We start from the raw sequence: 18,268 nt of genomic DNA on the forward strand, positions 1-18,268 counted from the left end.
GTCTTCCTGTGATGCAGGAAATGAAAGCCACGGCCGGAATCGTAACAGAAGAGCTCCGTTTGATAGAGCGTTTCTTCCAGCCACTGAAAAAGATCTTGCGGGAAGGAATGTAAGTGGCTTTCAAAAGTTTCATGAGTTTTTAAATGGGGGGAACGAGTTAAATCTGTTCCTGGAAGTAGTCAATTTATGGATGTAACCGTATAAAAAACATAAATCTTCGTATACGGAAATTTCATTTTCTCTTTTACTCGCTTTTGATATGGATGTGTCTGCCAGGTATTTGGCTGATAAAATCCGGTATGTGCGGATGGATTCGTACGATTTTACCGACCTGTTGGAGAAAAGCAGTGAGAGGGAATAGTTGAAAGGTGACAGTTGAAAGGTGAAAGTTGAAATACCGCTTGTCGCAACTTTCACCTTTCACCTTTCAACTGTCTTGTCTCACTGCTTTTTTAACGGTTTTCGGGTGCCATATCTTTGCAGTGTGATCAAAAACAAATTATTAATCATTTAAAAACTAAAGATTATGGCTTTGAAATTTAGAAAAGTACAGAGAAAAGTAATGGTCGGCGAAGAAAAAGACCAGGTGAAAACGTATGCAGTGGCGAAAGCTTCGGGCTATTGTGATATGGAAAAGCTTTGTGAATTGGTTTCAAACCGTTCGGCTATGTCAAGTGCGGATGTGAAAGCCGTACTCGATTCTTTGAATTGGGCTATGGGATTGGAACTCCGTTCCGGCAATATCGTACAGGTCGGTGAATTTGGAAATTTCCGTATGTCGGTTCGCTCGAAAGGGGCGGCAACGGAAGATGAATTCAATGCTTCCAATATTACGAAAGCGCGTATTGTATTTACTCCGGGATTGAGCCTTCGCCGTTCAAACGGTCAGATTAGGTTTGAAGAAGATGATGTGAAAGTTGTGATTGGTGAAGGTTCCGGTGGCGGAGAGGAAGAAAGGCCGGGCGAGCTCTAAAAGATGACAACAATAAAGGGGGGGGGATTGACACCTCCTTTTGTTCTTGTAAGAGGATGCGACAAATATATCCTGCGGGAGCAGCCTGAAAAAGATAAAAAACTTGTATGTTTGTAGGGACAAAAACAGAAACGAGAAATGAAGACATTAGTACATACCGATAAAGAACTGATTGAAGCGATCATTAAGAAGTGTGATATTTGCTATGTGGGACTGGCCGATACGGATGGGACTCCCTATGTATTGCCGATGAACTTTGGCTACCGCGAGGGTGTTATATACCTGCATTCGGCACAGGAGGGACGGAGCATCTCCATTTTAGAACGGAATCCGCGCGTCTGCATTACGTTCAGTACGGATCATGATCTCGTTTTTCAGCACCCGGAGGTCGCTTGCAGTTACCGGATGCGCTCCAAGAGCGTGATATGCTGGGGGAAAGTCCGCTTTGAAGAAGATTTCGACAAGAAGACGGAAGCCCTGGATATCATTATGAAACAGTATTCGGATAAGGAATTCCGCTATTCCGATCCGGCTGTGAAGAATGTCAAAATATGGATTGTGGAAATGGACGAAGTGACCTGCAAGGAATTCGGGGCACCGCATAATAAGTTGAAAATTGGAAGTTAAGAATTGAAAGTTGACGTTGCCGGGCGATTTGTCTTTTTGGATAAAGCGTTGTATGATGGGCAAATAATTGCCTGTTGTCAATTGTTCATTTTCAATTTATTCTTACTTTTGTTGCCAAATACGATATTGCTGAATAATGGGATTGCAAAAGCATAGCAAGGTCTTGAACGATACGGTTGAGATGCTCTCGGACGAGGGGTCTTACCAGCAATTGTTTCATGCTTACCGAGATGAAGAGGCGCTACCCTCGGGTGAAGTGCTGAAAGAGATCATAGATTTGTGCCGGGCAATCCTTTTCCCCGGTTATTACGGGAATGCACGGATCAGCAAGCAGACCATCCGTTTCCATACCGGCGTAAATGTCGGAACGTTGCATACGCTGCTTTCCAAGCAGATTTATGCAGGGCTTTGTTTTGCTGATACTACCTGTGTCTCTTGTCCCGAAGAAAAAATACTTACCGAGGCGGAGAAACTGTCGGAAGCCTTTATCCGGACGCTTCCCGAAATGCGCAGCCTGTTGGCGACGGATGCCGAAGCCGCTTTCAATGGCGATCCCGCTGCGCAGAACATCAACGAAGTTATTTTTTGCTATCCCGGTTTCCGGGCTGTCTGCAACTATCGCATTGCGCACCAGCTATACCGGTTGGGCGTCCCCTTTATTCCCCGCATGATTACTGAAATGGCCCATTCGGAGACAGGTATCGATATCCATCCGGGGGCAGAGATCGGGCACTATTTCTCGATCGACCACGGGACGGGAACCGTTATCGGTGAGACAAGCGTGATCGGGAACCACGTCCGCATCTTCCAGGGAGTCAGTCTGGCAGGAGAGAAACTGCCGCCCGACGAAAACGGGAATGCGATACGCGGTGTGCCGCGCCATCCGGTGCTGGGCGATCATGTGACGGTTTATTCCAATGCTACATTGTTAGGACGCATTCGTATTGGCGAAGGAGCTACGATCTGTGGCAATGTCTGGATTACGGAAGATGTTCCGGCGGGAGCAACCGTGAGTCAGCAGACAATTGATAAATGCCAGTTGACAGTCAGCGAAGTCATGGAACAAAGGATGATTAATAATTAAACAATTAATAATTAAAATAGAATTACTAATAAACGATGAGGAATCATTGTTAACTTTCAACTTAAAATGAGCGAAACATTTGAAATGGTGGCCAAGACCCTTTACGGGTTGGAAGAAATACTGGCCGGCGAGTTATTATCTTTAGGTGCTAACGATATACAGATTGGCCGCCGGATGGTTTCCTTTACCGGAGATAAGGAAGTGCTTTACAAAGCCAACTTCTGTTGCCGTACGGCATTGCGTATCCTGAAACCTATCTATCACTTTAAAGCTAAAGACGCTGATGCTGTCTACAAAGAGGTTAAGAAGGTGAAATGGGAAAACTATATGTCCTTGGACAAAACATTTGCCATCGACTCTGTAATCTACTCTGAAGATTTCAATCACTCCAAGTTTGTTGCTTATCGTACGAAGGATGCAATCGTGGATTATTTCATGGAGAAGGAGCAGAAACGCCCCTCTGTCCGTGTAAACAATCCGGATCTGTATATCAATATTCATATCTCACATAACGACTGTACGCTTTCTATCGACAGTTCGGGCGAGAGTCTGCATAAACGCGGTTACCGCGTGGACCAGACGGAAGCGCCGTTGAATGAGGTGCTGGCTGCCGGTATGATCTTGAAAACGGGATGGAAAGGAGAATCGAATTTCGTCGATCCGATGTGCGGCTCCGGTACGTTGCTGATCGAGGCGGCGATGATCGCCTTGAATATTGCGCCGGGTGTGCACCGTAAGGAGTTTGCTTTCGAGAAATGGATCGACTTCGACCAGGAACTGTTCGACCGTATCTATAACGACGAGAGCCAGGAACGTGAGTTTGATTTCAAATGTTATGGCGCCGATATTAATCCGGCGGCGATCGAGATTGCCGAAAAGAATATCCGTAGCGCCGGCCTGATGAAATATATCGAGCTGAAGACCCAAGCGTTCCAGCAGTGCACGGAGGCTCCGCAGCCGGGCATCATGGTGACCAATCCTCCTTATGGCGAACGTATTTCCAGCCGTGACTTGTTAGGGTTGTACAATATGATCGGCGAACGTATCAAGCATGTGTTTACCGGCTATAAGGTTTGGATTCTGAGTTATAAAGATGAATGTTTCGACAAGATCGGCCTCAAACCGAGTGAAAAGATGAAGCTTATGAACGGTTCGCTGGAATGCGAATATCGTTGCTATGACATATTCGAGGGGAAGAACAAAGATTATAAAAAAGCACTGAACGAAGAGGGCGAAGCACGTCCTTCCCATCCGGAAAGACCTTCTTTCGAACGCAGGCCGGACCGTCCGTCACGTCCGAACTTCCGTTCCGATCGCTTGGATCGTCCCGACCGTCGTTTTGCCGCCGCACATGCTGAAGACGATAGCGAGCGGGCTCCCTTTATTCCCGGTAAACGTTATTTTGGCGATGATCGTGCAGACGGCCGTCCGGCACGTAAGGATTTTGTCGGCAAACGTCCTGTCAAGAGACACTTCAAGGATGATGAGGACTTTGGCGGTAAGAAAAAGTTCGGAGATAAGAAGTTTGGTGACCGTCCGTTTAAGAAACCATTTAAAAGAAGGGGCAAGGATGACTTTGAGGCTTAATTTTTTAAGTATATTCTGTGCTTTGGCACTTCTAAATCCGTTGTCGATGATGGGACAAGACAAACAGTTTACTTTGCATGACCTGATTCCCGGTGGAAAGACGCAAAGTCGTTTTGTGTCTCGCAACTTGAAACAGTTGCAGTGGTGCGGAGACACCTATCTGTATGTCAAGGGTGACAGCATGATGAGTGGCGAATCGACAAAGGCGGTGAAAGTCGCCTTTACCCGCCGGCAGTTGAACGAAGCGCTTACGGCGGCCGGCGCACAGACGGTCGGCAGCATGCCTTTCTTCTCGGTCCCTTATAAAGATCAGCCGGTGCTTGCTTTTAATGCCAAGCGCCATCGTTTCCATTATAACTTTGCGGAAAACAGGATTGTAAATACGTATGACCTGAACGGCTCCTGGGAGAACTTCGACTTCTGTCCGGCCAACGGTTATTTGGCTTTTACGGAGGGCGACAACCTGAAAATCCTTTCACCGGATAACGCTGTCGGTATCGTGACGGACGAAACGGCCGAAGGTGTTGTCTGCGGGAAGTCCGTTCATCAGAACGAGTTCGGTATCCATAAAGGGACTTTCTGGTCCCCGAATGGTTCGGCGCTGGCTTTCTACCGGATGGATGAAAGCATGGTGACGGATTATCCGTTTGTCGATATTACCGCCCGTTGTGCAAAAGCCGAACCGCACAAATACCCGATGGCCGGGATGAAAAGCCACGAGGTGACGGTCGGTGTCTACAACTTGGCGACCGGGAAAACCGTCTGGTTGAAGACCGGTTTGCCGAAAGAAAAGTATCTGACGAATATTGCCTGGAGCCCGGATGAGAAGAGCATTTATATTGCCGAACTGAACCGGGATCAGAACGAGATGCACCTGGTACGCTATTCTGTCTTGACGGGTGAGAAAGAGGCGGATCTGTTTACCGAAAAGAACGAACATTATGTGGAGCCGCAACATCCGGTGCTTTTCCTGCCGAACAATCCGGAACAGTTTATCTGGCAGAGCCGGCGCGATGGCTATAATCATTTGTATCTGTATAATACGAAGGGAGAACTGTTGAAGCAGTTGACGGAAGGCGAGTGGGAAGTGCTGAATGTCCTCGGTTTCGATGCCAAGGGAAAGGCGTTGTTCTTCTCTTCTACAAGGCCGTCGATGCTGAGTTCGTTCAGCTATGGCGATGCTCTGTATGTCGGGACGTCACGTCTGGATCTGAAAAAGGGAACCTCTTACGAATTGACTTCGGGCGGTTTGCAGGGAGCGCATGCCACGCAGTTGAGCGCTTCCGGCAAATATCTGATCGACAGCTATTCCGCTCCCGACGTCCCACGTGAGATTTCGATCATTGACGGACAGAAACGAGAAACCTTACGGACGTTGTTGACGGCGAAAGATCCGTACGAAGGATATGCGATGCCGGAAATCGTTACCGGAAAGATCAAGGCGGCGGATGGCGTCACTTCTTTGAATTACCGCTTGGTAAAACCTGTCGGTCTGGATGAGGCGAAGAAATATCCGACGATCGTCTATGTGTACGGCGGGCCGCATGCCCAGCTGGTTACAGGCGGATGGAAAAACGGCGTAGGCGGTTGGGATATCTATATGGCTCAACGCGGCTATGTGGTCTTCACGCTCGACAGCCGGGGATCGGCGAACCGGGGACAGGCTTTCGAAAATGTCATACATCGTAATTTAGGTGTGAACGAGATGGCGGACCAGGTGAAAGGCGTCGAGTATCTGAAATCACTCCCGTATGTCGATGCCGGCCGTATCGGCGTGCACGGATGGAGCTATGGCGGTTTTATGACGACGAACCTGATGTGTTCGTATCCGGAACTGTTCAAGGTGGGAGTTGCCGGTGGCCCGGTGATCGATTGGAGCAACTACGAGATTATGTATGGCGAGCGCTATATGGACCGGCCGCAGGATAATCCGGAAGGCTATAAGAATGCCAACCTGAAGTTGAAAGCGGGTAACCTGAAGGGACATCTGCTGTTGATCCACGGAGATATCGATCCGGTTGTTGTCTGGCAACATAGCCTCGGGTTCCTGAAAGCTTGTGTGGATGCGGATACCTATCCTGATTATTTCGTTTATCCCCGCCATCTGCATAATGTGATCGGCAAAGACCGCCCGCATCTGTATGAGAAGATAACGCGCTACTTCGACGATTATTTGAAGTAAGGAGACGTATCAGAATTGATAAAATATAAAAAGAACTACATATGAACATATTATTACTTGGCTCAGGCGGCCGTGAACATGCAATAGCCTGGAAGATGGCTCAAAGCCCGAAAGTGGATCAGTTATTCATTGCCCCCGGCAATGCAGGTACCGCATTGGTGGGTACGAATGTAAATATCAAGGCGGACGATTTCCCTGCTATCAAGGAATTTGCGTTGGCAAACCGGATCGGTATGGTGGTGGTGGGCCCGGAAGATCCGCTGGTGAAAGGAGTGTATGACTATTTCAAGAACGATGCGGCCCTGGCAGGTATTCCGGTGATCGGCCCTTCGAAAGAGGGAGCGCAGCTGGAAGGCAGCAAGGATTTTGCGAAGGCGTTCATGATGCGGCACGATATCCCGACTGCCCGTTATAAGAGTATCTCAGCCGGAAATTTGGAAGAAGGATACGCTTTCCTGGAAGAATTGCAGGCTCCTTATGTGTTGAAGGCCGATGGTCTGGCTGCCGGTAAAGGGGTGTTGATCCTCGACACGCTCGAAGAAGCGAAGAAGGAGCTGGGCGATATGCTGGGCGGCATGTTCGGCGATGCCAGCAAGACGGTCGTGATCGAAGAGTTCCTGGACGGTATCGAATGTTCCGTGTTCGTGATGACGGATGGCGAGAGCTACAAGGTGCTTCCGGTGGCAAAAGACTACAAGCGTATCGGCGAAGGCAATACTGGTCTGAATACAGGCGGAATGGGGGCCGTGTCTCCGGTTCCTTTTGCCGACGAGGTGTTTATGCAGAAAGTGGACGAGCGCATTATCCGCCCGACGATAGAAGGGCTGAAAGCGGAAAATATCGATTATAAAGGTTTCGTTTTTCTCGGCTTGATCAATGTGAAGGGCGAACCGATGGTGATCGAATATAATTGCCGCATGGGTGACCCGGAAACGGAAGTTGTCATGTTGCGTATCCAGAGCGATTTGGTTGAACTGTTGGAAGGGGTGGCCGAAGGTAATTTGGGTAGCCGTACACTGGTGCACGATCCGCGTGCGGCCGTAACGGTTATGCTGGTAAGCGGCGGTTATCCCGAAGCGTATGAAAAAGGCAAGGCTATCAGTGGTCTGGATAAGGTTTCTGCCGAAAACATCGTTTTCCATGCCGGTACAAAAGCTGATAACGGGCAGATCCTGACCAGTGGCGGCCGTGTCATTGCTGTCAGCTCTTACGGGGCTGACAAGGAGGAAGCCCTTGCCCGATCCTTCGCCGGTGCCAAGGTCATCGATTTCGAAAAGAAATATTTCCGTAGCGATATCGGATTTGATTTATAAATTGTTGTCATAAAAGCTGATTTATGGGGTGAGCAAACAGCCGATTCAAGCCTATGGTATAAGGTTTGCCTTGTCTGTTGGCTCGCATGTAAATCAGCATTTATCTATACTCAATCAAAAATGCGAGTAGCTTATAACAAATATTCCCGCCGATTTGACTTTTCTGCGCCACCGACATTCATGCCGGTCTTATTGGCGTGCATCGTCTGTTGGGTGGTCAGTTATTTGTACTCCGTGGGCTATCCTGTCTATGGCGAGGTCTCGGCTACTCCTCTCTGGAATACGATTTGCCAGGCATTGCCAGGCAAAGAATTTACCTATATCATCGGGATGGCGTTGATGTTCGGAGGGGCTTTCCTGTTGCACCGTGCGAACTATGTGCTGGTGCTGATACGGGAGAAGACGATGTTGCCCTTTCTCTTCTATGTCCTGTTCATCAGTACGAATCCCGATTTCTTTCCCCTGAAATCGACTTCGGTCGGTGTTTTCTGCCTGATCCTGGCGATCTACCAGCTGTTCACGACCTATCATGATCCCGAAGCGAGGGAGAAAGCCTATAGTGCCGCCTTGCTGATCGGTATCGGCAGCCTGCTCTGGATTCACTTGCTTTGGTTTCTGCCGTTGTTCTGGCTGGGGATGTATAATTTCCGTTCGCTGGCGCCCCGTACCTTTATCGCTTCTTTGTTAGGGGTGGCGACGGTCTATTGGTTCCTGCTGGGCTGGTGTGTGTGGCAACGGGATTTCACGCTGTTCAGCGTTCCTTTCTCGACACTTTTCAAGGTGCGCTTCCTGGCGACGGACGGTATTGTGTTGCTGGATTGGATCAGTATCATGGCGATTGCCTTGTTGACGGTTGTCGCTTCCTTGAATATCGTCATGCACGATACGGAGGATTCGCTTCGTTCCCGCCAGTTCCTTTCGTTCCTGATTGCGATGTCCGTATGGGCATTCGGTCTTTATTTCCTCTATGAACAGGTTTCGGAAGAGTTTCTGGAAACAGCTTGTGTGCCAGCCTCTATTCTCATCGCCCATTTCTTTACAGTGACACGTGGCAAGATCGTGTTTTGGGCGTTTTTTGCAACTGTGGCAATCCTGATTGCCACTCTATTCATTCGGATATGGAATTTCTTATAGAATACGGATATATCGGCGTGTTTATCGCCTCTTTCTTAGCTGCTACCGTTTTGCCGTTCAGCAGCGAGGTCGTTCTGACCGGCGTGTTGTTGGCGGGAGCGGCCTACTGGCCTTGTATGATTGCGGCTACGCTGGGTAATTTCCTGGGCGGTATGAGTTGTTACTGGCTCGGTATGCTGGGCAAGGTCGAATGGATAGAGAAATATCTGAAACTGGATGCCGCCAAATTGCAGAAAGTACAAGATTGGATAAAGGGGAAAGGTTCCTGGATGGGCTTTTTCGTCTTCCTTCCCGGCATAGGTGATTTTATCGCCGTGGCGCTCGGTTTCCTCCGCGCCAATATCTGGATCGTGGCTATCTCGATGTTTCTCGGAAAGGCGATCCGATATTGGGTTTGGATGGAATTTGTCTATAAGGTGCAGGGAATGTTCTGATTATTCCACTCTGACATATACTTTCGTGTACATCTCATTATGTCGGGCATAGATGGCGTAGTTGCCCCGGATGTCGCGCCACGTGAGTAGAAGCCTCATTTTTAGGGCTCCGCCTTCAGACGAAATCTGGAAAATATCTTCCAGATCGCTATCGTAGCTAAACTCTGTACCTTTCGGGAATTCATAGGCCACTTCGTCTTCAGTGCCGCTGACCACAGTCCCGATCGTACTGTCGTAGGCAGGCATCCCGTCGGCCTCTGGATTGATCAGAGCAAACAGGACAACGGCCCCTATCCTTCTTTCCTCTTTCTTGATCTCGGAGTCGACATAGAACTGATAGTAGTCGCCGGCCAGCGCCAGTGCCAACTTCCCCGAAGGAAACCGCATCACGGCATCTTCCTTGAAAGCCTGGTAGAGATGTCCCGGCGTCACGGCTACCTGATTGACCAATCCCTCGCCGATTTGGGGCGGGACAACCTTTCCGAGTCCTTTCGACGAACCGAGTTCAACGATCAGGCATCTGTTTGTCTCGAAATTGTTTGCTGCATTGATATAGATATCGGAGTTGCCCAAGCGGGTCTTGCCGTTTTCTGCATCGAGCATGTTCAAGGTGGTTGCATTGTCGATTTCCGGAGTGGAATCGTCATCCGAACAGGAAAAAGCCGGGAGCAGAAATGCCGCCAGCAGGAGCTGAAACAAGAGATTCTTTTTCATTTGCTTCTTTATTAATAAGTTAGACAATAGGTGAAACACATATACAAAGATAATTATATTTTGTTGAAAAGCGGTCGTTATCCATTATTCTTTTGAAACTTGTCCGAACGATAACCCTATGCTTTACGATGGCTAACCCTATGCTTTAGCCATCGTAAAGCATAGGGTTATAGATGCTATTCCGCCAGCCATTTGTTGATCTGCGTCAGTATCTTCTCCTTCATGTCTTCCGGCATGTTGCTGATACGGGCGCGGTGGCTGCCTCCGGGCTGGATGTAGACTTGTTCGTTTACCTTGCCTTTGAAGGTCGGGACGCGGGTGGCGCTCCACGGATCCACTTCGCCATAGATGAAGATCATCTTCGGATCGTTGTCACGGAGGAAATCATAGACTTTATGATAGAGTTCGGGGCGGTATTCAACTTTGTCGACCAGTTCTTTCGGCAGCATGATGCGGTTCAGGTATCCCTGGCTGTTGTCGATTGTCAGGTATTTCCTGAACGGTTTCGTGTCGTAACCGTAGTAGCCCAATTCGCGGGCAGCCTGCACGAAGAAGGAGATGTTCGGCTGGTCTTCGGCAAAATAGTCGGGGCCGCTGATATCGGTCAAATGGTAAAACAGTGTCTTTGTATCGGATGTGAGCGGCGGGATCACACTGGTCGGCGTACCCCATTGCCAAAGGGCGAACGGGTATTCCAAAACACAATAATCCAATACTTCGGCCATCGGAATACGGAATTCCAGCTTCTTGTCCTTGCAGAACTTTTCCAGCATCGGGACGATTTCGTCCTTGTGTTTCAGGATTTCGGTTTGGAAAGCTTCGATCTTTTGACGGTCTTTCTTCGTGCCGACCTTGCGGAGGAAGGGTTCGTGGCGCCCGTCTTCCACACCGCGGTTCAAGGGGGCTACGTAGGGGACGGAGAAATCTACATCGTCCGGGAACCAGGCGCGGTACAGGCAGGTGGTCTGTCCGCCTTTGCTGATGCCGGTACTGACCCATTTGCCGGCGTACAGCTCTCGGAATGTACGGTTGACATTATGCAGGTCGTAGGCCGAATTCTCTGCCGTCAGGTAGTCCCAATTGCAGGGTTCCGGGGTGGATTCGAGGAAATAACGGTATTCCACGAAGATGAGGTTAGCGTTGAGCAGTTTTGTCAACTCTTCCTGATAGCGCGGGTTGAGGGCGTATGCCGCTCCGTAGCCTTCGGTCACGAGGATGGTCGGGCGGTCGAAGCCGGCGTGCCCGATGATCACGCGCTGCGTGAATGTCCCGGCTGCCGGGTCACGATGGTCGACAGGCTGGGTGATGCGTACGAGATATTTCTCGGCATAATGATCCGATTCCAGCTTCTCGATGCCGCTGACTCCTTTCAGCTCTTCCAATTTCTTTTGTAATTCCTGCGCGTTACCTGCAAATGCGACTGTCATCATCAACAGGAATGTGACGAGGCATGGGGATAAGGTTTTCAATGTCCTTCTCATGGTATTAATCTTTTAAGTTATGTATGTTTCGTATCAATCCTTCGTATTTGGCTCTTTTGACCGCCGATTTGGCAAATATACGATTATATTCTTCACGGGAAAAGACCTTTAGATCCTCTTTTCGAAGAGAAAGCAAAGCCGATGCCGGGCGGAAGGCCTCTATCCGCGTCGGGCGGGCGAAACGGTTCCAAGGGCAGACTTCTTGGCAGGTGTCGCAACCGTAGAGGCGGTTACCGAGGAGGGCGGCCTGTTCGGCGGGGATTTCTCCGCGGTTCTCGATGGTGAGATAGGAGAGGCATTTACGGGCGTTCAGATGGCGGGGACCTTCCAGCGCTCCTGTCGGGCAGGCATCCAGGCAACGGGTACAACTGCCGCAACGGTTCTTCTGCGGTGTGTCGTACTGGTCCGCTTCGAGGGTGGTGACGATTTCTCCCAAGAAGAAGAAAGAGCCTTTGCCGGGAATAATCAGGTTCGTGTTCTTCCCGATCCAGCCCAGTCCGGCTTTCCAAGCCCAATAGCGTTCGAATATGGGAGCGGAGTCGGTGAAGAAGCGGGCGTCTCCTGCATCGGCCTGTCCCGTCCCCGTGTGCGGCAGCAGTGCGGCCCATAGGCTATTCAGCATCTCTTTCAGGACGAAATGGTAATCTTTTCCATATGCGTAATAGGCGATATGAGGCGCTTCGGGCCGAAGTTTCTGTTCCGGATAATAGTTCAACGCCACGGATATGACTGTCTTGGCTCCTTCCACCAACCCGGTGGGGTCAAGCCGTATTTCGCGGTGGTTCTCCATATACGCCATCCCGGCATGGTTGCCCTCCTTCAGCCACTTGTCAAAAAAAAAGGCTTCGCTGTCTGTGGTCGCCACTTGTGCGATCCCGCAGGCATCGAAGCCGATCTCTTTTGCTTTCTCTTTTATTTCGGTAGCTGGAAACATATTATATAGGGAAGAGCCAGGTACGCGGATGACGCGGATTAAGCGGATGAACGCGGATTTAAAATAAAAAATCCGTTTCTATCCGTTTAATCCGCGTCATCCGCGTACCTGGCTCTTATTCATATCTGTTTTTTTATGTAAATACTATTTAAAACACTTTGAACTCATATCCCTGCGCCTGCAACCATTCGATTGCTCGCGGCATGGCTTCGCGCATATTGCTTTCGGCTTTCAACGAGTCGTGGAAGACAATGACAGAGCCGTTTCTCGTATAGTTTTTGACGACGTTGAAGACGCCGTTCGGTGTCATGTGCGGACTATAATCGCGCGTCACTACGTCCCACATGATGATCCGGTAATGCCTCCGGAGCCATATTACCTGCGGGAAACGCATGTGTCCGTGAGGCGGACGGAACAGGTCGCTTTTGATGTATTCGGCAGCCTTTTCCACATTCGCCAGATAGTTCTTGGTCCAGAAGCGGATGCCTTGGATGTGGTTGAAGGTATGGTTGCCCACACGATGTCCCCGCTCCAGTACCATCCGGTAGATCTCCGGATGCTTGCGGACGTTGTCCCCGACACAGAAGAAGGTCGCCTTCACGCCATATTTGTCTAATATATCCAATACCCAAGGGGTAACCTCGGGGATCGGGCCATCGTCGAAGGTGAGATATACACACTTCTTCTTTGCCGGAATCCGCCAGATTACCCCTGGAAACAGGACCCTGTAAAACCAGGGCGGTTGTTCTATAAACATATCTATTCTTTGCGTCCAACCGATTCGTAAGCCATACGGTAGTTGTCAAACTCTTCCTGGTATTTCTTATTGAATTCGGGGTTGTAATGTTTGTTGATTAACAATACTTGATTCAAAACCTGCATGTCCTGTAACAATTCTGTTTCTACGGACGCCAATTGCACTGGGTTCAAGCGGAAGTACCAGTTAATGTTACGCATCATGTTATCGGCAATGCCTGTAAATATTTCCGCCGCTTTCTCTTTCTGGCCCAGCACGTAATAGAGCTCACCGGTTGAAAGAGCCGTGTAGTCGAGCGGAACATTTTCCGGCGGCAACACCTGCATACATTTGTCCAATACTTCCAGAGCCTTGTCGTTCTTGCCTTCTTTCACCAATGCCTCTGCCAGCTTGTTGAACAGCAGCAAGCGGTAGCTCTTACACATGCGCATTACATTTTCGTCGATGTAAACGCCCGGTTTATCCACGCCACCCCATTTGAATTTGTTCATCACGTTGTCATACATCTTGTCGGTGTTGACCGACTTGTTGGCATTTTTCGGAACGACCTGGTAAGCCAGACCGGTCTGTTCGAAGTAACCGTCCAGATTGACGAACTGGTCCGGGCTGACCGTGATCGCGTAGTACATCGGACGTTCGAAGTTGTTCGTCTGCAACATGTCGAGGATTGTCAGTTCCTGTTTGCCCAGCGCATTCTTTCCGGCAAGGTTGATCATCATCTTGTCTACCATGCCGTCTGTCTTGCCGCCTAAGATCTTGGCTCCGGCGACCGAGTCGACTTTGTAGTACAGCTTGTCGGCGGGGATATAATCGAGTTCCTGGTTGATACCCGGAATCTTCTTGAACTTCGGATCGTCGCTGCGGACAAAGTTCAAGGCCGTGTTCAGGTCGATCGAATCTTTTGTCAGCGGGAATACATAAGCAGCATCGCGGGTTCCTTGTATATATTGGTCGCGTGTCCAGGTGATAGGCAGCGGAGCGGACTCGTAAGCCTGTTTCTTCATCTGGTCGATGTACCAGTCAGTCTGCAGGTAGCTGGTGTTACATACGCGGACATCGGTACGGACACCTTCTACCTCCTGGGCATACCACAAGGGGAATGTGTCGTTGTCGCCGTTGGTGAAGATGATGGCATTCGGCTCGCAGGATTCCAGATAGTTGGAACCGAAATCGCGGCAGACATAGCGGCCTGAACGGTCGTGGTCGTCCCAGTTTTGTCCGGCCATCTGGATTGGTATGAACAGGCAGAGCACGGTTGCCACCGATCCGGCGATAACCGGATTCAGTTTGCCGTATCGCTCCAATCCCTTTGCCAGTGCCGCGACACCGAACCCGATCCAGATACAGAACGCATAGAACGATCCGGCATACGCATAGTCTCGTTCACGCGGCTGGTACGGCGTCTGGTTCAGGTACAGCACGATAGCCAGGCCGGTCATGAAGAACAGGAAGAAGGTCACCCAAAAACTCTGGATCCCTTTCTGTCCCGAATAAGCCTGGAACAGCAAACCTAAAATACCTAACAGCAGCGGCAGCATATAATAGACATTGTGCCCTTTGTTATTGATAATATCGAACGGCATATCTTCCTGCGGACCGACCAGCACTTCGTCAATAAACGGAATACCGGTAATCCAGTTGCCGTTCAGCACCTCGCCATTTCCCTGGATGTCATTCTGACGGCCGGAGAAGTTCCACATGAAGTAGCGCCAGTACATAAAATTCAGCTGGTAGGAGAAGAAGAACTTCAGGTTTTCCGCGAATGTCGGCTTCATTACGCTCTTCATCTCTCCGCAATAGTTGTATTTCACCGGTTGGCCTTTTACCTGCGCCCAGTCCTTGTAGGCCTGGACATGGCGCGGGTCGGAACTGTACATACGCGGGAACAACATGTTCAGTTCGTCGACATATTTGTATTCCTGATCCGTGCGCGACACATAATAACGGTCTTTCTCGTTTTTGTCCTTCTTGATCACACGGCTCCAGGTCGGTTCTCCTTCGGTCGTGACAGGCACGCAACTTCCTCCCTGGTTTTCGCGCTGTACTTCCGAAACGTAGGTCTGTCCGTAGAGGAGCGGGGTTTTGCCATACTGTTCGCGTGCCAGATAGGTACGCAACGTAAAGATATCGCTCGGCGCGTTCTGGTTCATCGGCGTGTCGGCCGTTGCACGGATCAGCGTCAGTGCATACGAAGAATAGCCCACAACGACTACCATCAGGCAGACCAGGATCGTATTCAGCGTCTTGATATCCACCTTCTTGCTCTTGAACAGGTACAGGCTCAATGCAGCAGTCAGGATAACCGCCAAAACGTAGCCGCTACCGATAAACGGAATACCGATCAATACGACCGACAGGATGAAAGCGATCTTCATGCGTGTCGGATGGATCTCGTCGCGCATGGTTTCCCAGATAGACCAGATCAATACGCCTGCCACAATGATCACATAAGCAAATACTCCGGAATTGTAAGGCATGCCTAAGACGTTGACAAACAACAGTTCGAAATAGCCGCAAACCTCGACCAGTCCCTGTACGACGCCGTACATCATCAACGCAACGATGGCGAAGGAAACGAGCAGGGCAACCAACGTACCCTTCATCGTCGGGTTCGGGAATTTCTTATAGTAATATACCAGCACGATAGCCGGAATACACAACAAGTTCAGCAAGTGGACGCCGATACTCAACCCCATCAGGTAAGCGATCAGTACGATCCAACGGTCTGCATGCGGTTTGTCGGCAACGGCTTCCCACTTCAGTATCAGCCAGAAAACAACCGCTGTAAAGAGGGATGAATAGGCATAGACTTCCCCTTCCACGGCACTGAACCAGAACGTATCGCTGAATGTATAAGCCAATGCTCCGACCAGACCGCTCCCCATGATGGTAATCATCTGGCCTAAAGAGGCTTCTTCTCCGTCTTTCACCATGATCTTGCGTGCAAGATGAGTGATACTCCAGAAAAGGAACAGGATTGTCAATCCGCTAAACAGGGCGGACATCGTATTCACCATCTTTGCCACTGTGGCAGAGTCGGATGCAAGTTGTGTAAACAGGTTGGCCGTCAACATAAAGAACGGTGCTCCGGGCGGATGCCCTACTTCCAGCTTGTAAGCCGAAGAAATGAACTCACCGCAATCCCAGAAACTGGCAGTGGGCTCCATAGTCATCAAATAGACGGTCGAAGCGATCGCAAAAACGATCCAGCCCAACGCGTTGTTGATCAATTTATACTTTCCCATACTTTGTATAAAGTGTAATAATTAATTGTCTTAATTTTGTATCCTCACACGGACAGTCGGCCGCAAAGGTAAGCATTTACGTTTAATACCAACGCTCTGATACGCTATAAATTGTGTGGAAGAGATTAGAAATATATTAAAAGAATCCGTTGAATGACAGTCTGAAATCTGATAATTTGCCGACATTCGGATGACAACAAACCGACATCTGCGGACAGGATTCGTATCTTGTTGGTAGAGAGGTGTGGATTTATAGTTTTTGTTTCGAATCCACTGTCTCCTGTAATTTTTGTATAGTGGAAATTTTAGGGATATATAAAAAAGGATTAATTGAAAGTGGTATATTTGTACACGGAGGTTATCAAGGTTGTTATTTCACTTTTACCGTTATAAAATGAAATAGCAGTTTTCTTATTTCACTTTTTGGCTGAAAAATGAAATAGTGATTTTCTTATTTCACTTTTTGGCTGAAAAATGAAATAAGGGAATGGTATAACTCAGTGATAAGAGTCCTAATTTTAATATTGTAATCGATATGAAAGAATTTAAATCAGGTCTGTATATAAATCAAGGGTATTATAAAAGTTTCCAGCCGAACCCGATTAACCATAGCTGGGTGATTGATAATATGGAGATAATCACTTTGTTAAGTAAGGCGGACAGGATGTTGGGGCGGTTGGATATGTACTCAGAACATATTCCTAATCTTGATTTGTTCATCAGTATGCATATTATGAAAGAAGCCACACAATCTTCTAAAATAGAAGGTACACAAACCAATATGGAAGAGGCGCTTTTATCAAAAGAAGATGTTCCGTTAGACAAACGGGATGACTGGATGGAAGTGCATAATTATATTAACGCGATGAACGAGGCAATCAAGATGCTGGAAGATTTGCCGTTTTCAAGTAGATTGATCAGAAATGTCCACAAGGTTTTATTGTCGGGAGTACGTGGAGAGCACAAACAGCCAGGAGAGTTTAGGAAAAGTCAGAACTGGATAGGAGGTTTGTCTATTAATGATGCCATATTCGTACCTCCGGTCTGCACTTCAATCCCGGAACTGATGGAAGATATTGAAAAGTTTGTTCATAATGAGCAGATCTTTTTCCCGGAATTATTGAAAATAGCATTGATACATTATCAATTCGAGACTATTCATCCCTTTTTGGACGGCAATGGACGAACTGGCCGGTTGCTGATTACGTTGTATCTGGTCAGTAAAGGTATTTTGAAACGGCCTATATTGTATTTGTCTGATTATTTGGAAAAACATAGAAATACATATTATTCCAATATGATGAAAGTCCGGCTTGAGAATGATATCGAAACTTGGTTTAAATTTTTCCTTCATGGAATAATCGATACAGCTGAAAAGGGAGTTGAAACATTTGAAAAGATTTTGTCTTTGCAAAAGGAATATGAAGAATGTATTAAAGCCCTGGGTAGCAGATCGGCTAATGCTTTGAAAGTCATAACAGAACTATACAAACATCCGATGATCGATGCAACAGGTGTTTCCGAGATAACAGGCCTTGGTACGGTTTCCTCCTATAAGTTGATTAAAGAGCTGGAACGTTTGGAGATGTTGAAAGAAATGACAGGCAGTAAACGGGGGCGGATTTATGTATTGGAAAAATATATTCGGATATTCGATTAGGTCTTTGTTCTCACTGTCCTCGGCATACAATTCCAGTTGCATGGGCATGTATTCCAAATGGGTCTTGTTCACTTTTGCTGCCTTATACCAATATTGTCCTAAATAATTTTGAGGCGTGATGTAACTTGCGGCATCAAAAGACG

General features: G+C 48.5%; 14 protein-coding genes. 9 read left to right on the forward strand and 5 right to left on the reverse strand.

Annotation, left to right across the window (positions count from 1 at the left end; all coding sequences use genetic code 11):
• Nucleotides 1-526: 526 nt before the first annotated feature.
• From RDN79_RS17435 to RDN79_RS17470, 8 genes are all read left to right on the forward strand, one after another.
• Nucleotides 527-973 carry an HU family DNA-binding protein gene (locus RDN79_RS17435; RefSeq protein WP_186931424.1) on the forward strand — a complete coding sequence of 149 codons (447 nt, stop codon included), beginning with the start codon at nucleotides 527-529 and terminating at the stop codon, nucleotides 971-973.
• A 138-nt stretch (nucleotides 974-1,111) separates the two neighbouring features.
• On the forward strand, nucleotides 1,112-1,600 hold the full coding sequence (locus RDN79_RS17440; RefSeq protein WP_298553284.1) for a pyridoxamine 5'-phosphate oxidase family protein: 489 nt from the start codon (nucleotides 1,112-1,114) through the stop codon (nucleotides 1,598-1,600).
• A gap of 136 nt (nucleotides 1,601-1,736) precedes the next feature.
• Nucleotides 1,737-2,684: a serine O-acetyltransferase gene (locus tag RDN79_RS17445; RefSeq protein ID WP_298553286.1), complete on the forward strand. Its 948-nt coding sequence runs from the start codon at nucleotides 1,737-1,739 to the stop codon at nucleotides 2,682-2,684.
• Between the two features lie 66 nt (nucleotides 2,685-2,750).
• On the forward strand, nucleotides 2,751-4,271 hold the full coding sequence (locus RDN79_RS17450; protein ID WP_298553288.1) for a class I SAM-dependent RNA methyltransferase: 1,521 nt from the start codon (nucleotides 2,751-2,753) through the stop codon (nucleotides 4,269-4,271).
• Nucleotides 4,255-6,453 (forward strand): DPP IV N-terminal domain-containing protein, encoded by a 2,199-nt coding sequence (locus tag RDN79_RS17455; RefSeq protein ID WP_298553290.1) that lies wholly within the window; start codon nucleotides 4,255-4,257, stop codon nucleotides 6,451-6,453. Before RDN79_RS17450 ends, RDN79_RS17455 begins: the two co-directional genes overlap by 17 nt.
• 41 nt (nucleotides 6,454-6,494) lie before the next feature.
• A complete protein-coding gene (gene purD, locus RDN79_RS17460) occupies nucleotides 6,495-7,766 on the forward strand; it encodes a phosphoribosylamine--glycine ligase (protein ID WP_298553292.1) in 1,272 nt (423 codons plus the stop codon).
• A 120-nt stretch (nucleotides 7,767-7,886) separates the two neighbouring features.
• Entirely contained in the window at nucleotides 7,887-8,900 is a 1,014-nt protein-coding gene (locus RDN79_RS17465) for a hypothetical protein (RefSeq protein ID WP_298553294.1), read from the forward strand.
• Nucleotides 8,885-9,334, forward strand: a complete 450-nt coding sequence (locus tag RDN79_RS17470) for a YqaA family protein (RefSeq protein WP_008146862.1) — start codon at nucleotides 8,885-8,887, stop codon at nucleotides 9,332-9,334. The genes RDN79_RS17465 and RDN79_RS17470 overlap by 16 nt, the downstream gene beginning before the upstream one ends.
• Here the strand turns inward: RDN79_RS17470 and RDN79_RS17475 are convergent, their stop codons facing one another.
• The 5 genes from RDN79_RS17475 to RDN79_RS17495 all read right to left on the reverse strand — a co-directional run bounded on the left by RDN79_RS17475 (nucleotide 9,335) and on the right by RDN79_RS17495 (nucleotide 16,465).
• Nucleotides 9,335-10,048, reverse strand: a complete 714-nt coding sequence (locus tag RDN79_RS17475) for a DUF5036 family protein (protein WP_298553298.1) — start codon at nucleotides 10,046-10,048, stop codon at nucleotides 9,335-9,337.
• 176 nt (nucleotides 10,049-10,224) lie between these two features.
• Nucleotides 10,225-11,529, reverse strand: a complete 1,305-nt coding sequence (locus RDN79_RS17480; protein WP_298553301.1) for a S28 family serine protease — start codon at nucleotides 11,527-11,529, stop codon at nucleotides 10,225-10,227.
• Between the two features lie 4 nt (nucleotides 11,530-11,533).
• Nucleotides 11,534-12,463: a tRNA epoxyqueuosine(34) reductase QueG gene (gene queG / locus RDN79_RS17485; protein WP_298553303.1), complete on the reverse strand. Its 930-nt coding sequence runs from the start codon at nucleotides 12,461-12,463 to the stop codon at nucleotides 11,534-11,536.
• Between the two features lie 148 nt (nucleotides 12,464-12,611).
• Nucleotides 12,612-13,220: a polysaccharide deacetylase family protein gene (locus tag RDN79_RS17490; RefSeq protein ID WP_298553305.1), complete on the reverse strand. Its 609-nt coding sequence runs from the start codon at nucleotides 13,218-13,220 to the stop codon at nucleotides 12,612-12,614.
• Between the two features lie 2 nt (nucleotides 13,221-13,222).
• On the reverse strand, nucleotides 13,223-16,465 hold the full coding sequence (locus RDN79_RS17495) for a DUF2723 domain-containing protein (protein ID WP_298553307.1): 3,243 nt from the start codon (nucleotides 16,463-16,465) through the stop codon (nucleotides 13,223-13,225).
• 535 nt (nucleotides 16,466-17,000) lie between these two features.
• Between RDN79_RS17495 and RDN79_RS17500 the strand changes: the two genes are divergently transcribed.
• The gene (locus RDN79_RS17500) at nucleotides 17,001-18,125 is read left to right on the forward strand and encodes a Fic family protein (protein ID WP_298553309.1); all 1,125 of its coding nucleotides are present in this window, start codon (nucleotides 17,001-17,003) and stop codon (nucleotides 18,123-18,125) included.
• Nucleotides 18,126-18,268: the final 143 nt, after the last annotated feature.

The sequence above is a fragment of the uncultured Parabacteroides sp. genome (genome assembly GCF_902493135.1).
In the GTDB taxonomy this organism is placed as follows: Bacteria; Bacteroidota; Bacteroidia; order Bacteroidales; family Tannerellaceae; genus Parabacteroides.

What these genes read in the sequence shown, in the direction of transcription:
- RDN79_RS17440 (WP_298553284.1), top strand. Translation starts at nt 1,112, where the DNA reads ATGAAGACATTAGTACATACCGATAAAGAACTGATTGAAGCGATCATT.
- RDN79_RS17465 (WP_298553294.1), top strand. Translation starts at nt 7,887, where the DNA reads ATGCGAGTAGCTTATAACAAATATTCCCGCCGATTTGACTTTTCTGCG.
- RDN79_RS17490 (WP_298553305.1), bottom strand. Translation starts at nt 13,220, where the DNA reads ATGTTTATAGAACAACCGCCCTGGTTTTACAGGGTCCTGTTTCCAGGG.
- RDN79_RS17475 (WP_298553298.1), bottom strand. Translation starts at nt 10,048, where the DNA reads ATGAAAAAGAATCTCTTGTTTCAGCTCCTGCTGGCGGCATTTCTGCTC.
- RDN79_RS17455 (WP_298553290.1), top strand. Translation starts at nt 4,255, where the DNA reads ATGACTTTGAGGCTTAATTTTTTAAGTATATTCTGTGCTTTGGCACTT.
- RDN79_RS17500 (WP_298553309.1), top strand. Translation starts at nt 17,001, where the DNA reads ATGAAAGAATTTAAATCAGGTCTGTATATAAATCAAGGGTATTATAAA.
- purD (WP_298553292.1), top strand. Translation starts at nt 6,495, where the DNA reads ATGAACATATTATTACTTGGCTCAGGCGGCCGTGAACATGCAATAGCC.
- RDN79_RS17445 (WP_298553286.1), top strand. Translation starts at nt 1,737, where the DNA reads ATGGGATTGCAAAAGCATAGCAAGGTCTTGAACGATACGGTTGAGATG.
- RDN79_RS17470 (WP_008146862.1), top strand. Translation starts at nt 8,885, where the DNA reads ATGGAATTTCTTATAGAATACGGATATATCGGCGTGTTTATCGCCTCT.
- queG (WP_298553303.1), bottom strand. Translation starts at nt 12,463, where the DNA reads ATGTTTCCAGCTACCGAAATAAAAGAGAAAGCAAAAGAGATCGGCTTC.
- RDN79_RS17480 (WP_298553301.1), bottom strand. Translation starts at nt 11,529, where the DNA reads ATGAGAAGGACATTGAAAACCTTATCCCCATGCCTCGTCACATTCCTG.
- RDN79_RS17450 (WP_298553288.1), top strand. Translation starts at nt 2,751, where the DNA reads ATGAGCGAAACATTTGAAATGGTGGCCAAGACCCTTTACGGGTTGGAA.
- RDN79_RS17495 (WP_298553307.1), bottom strand. Translation starts at nt 16,465, where the DNA reads ATGGGAAAGTATAAATTGATCAACAACGCGTTGGGCTGGATCGTTTTT.
- RDN79_RS17435 (WP_186931424.1), top strand. Translation starts at nt 527, where the DNA reads ATGGCTTTGAAATTTAGAAAAGTACAGAGAAAAGTAATGGTCGGCGAA.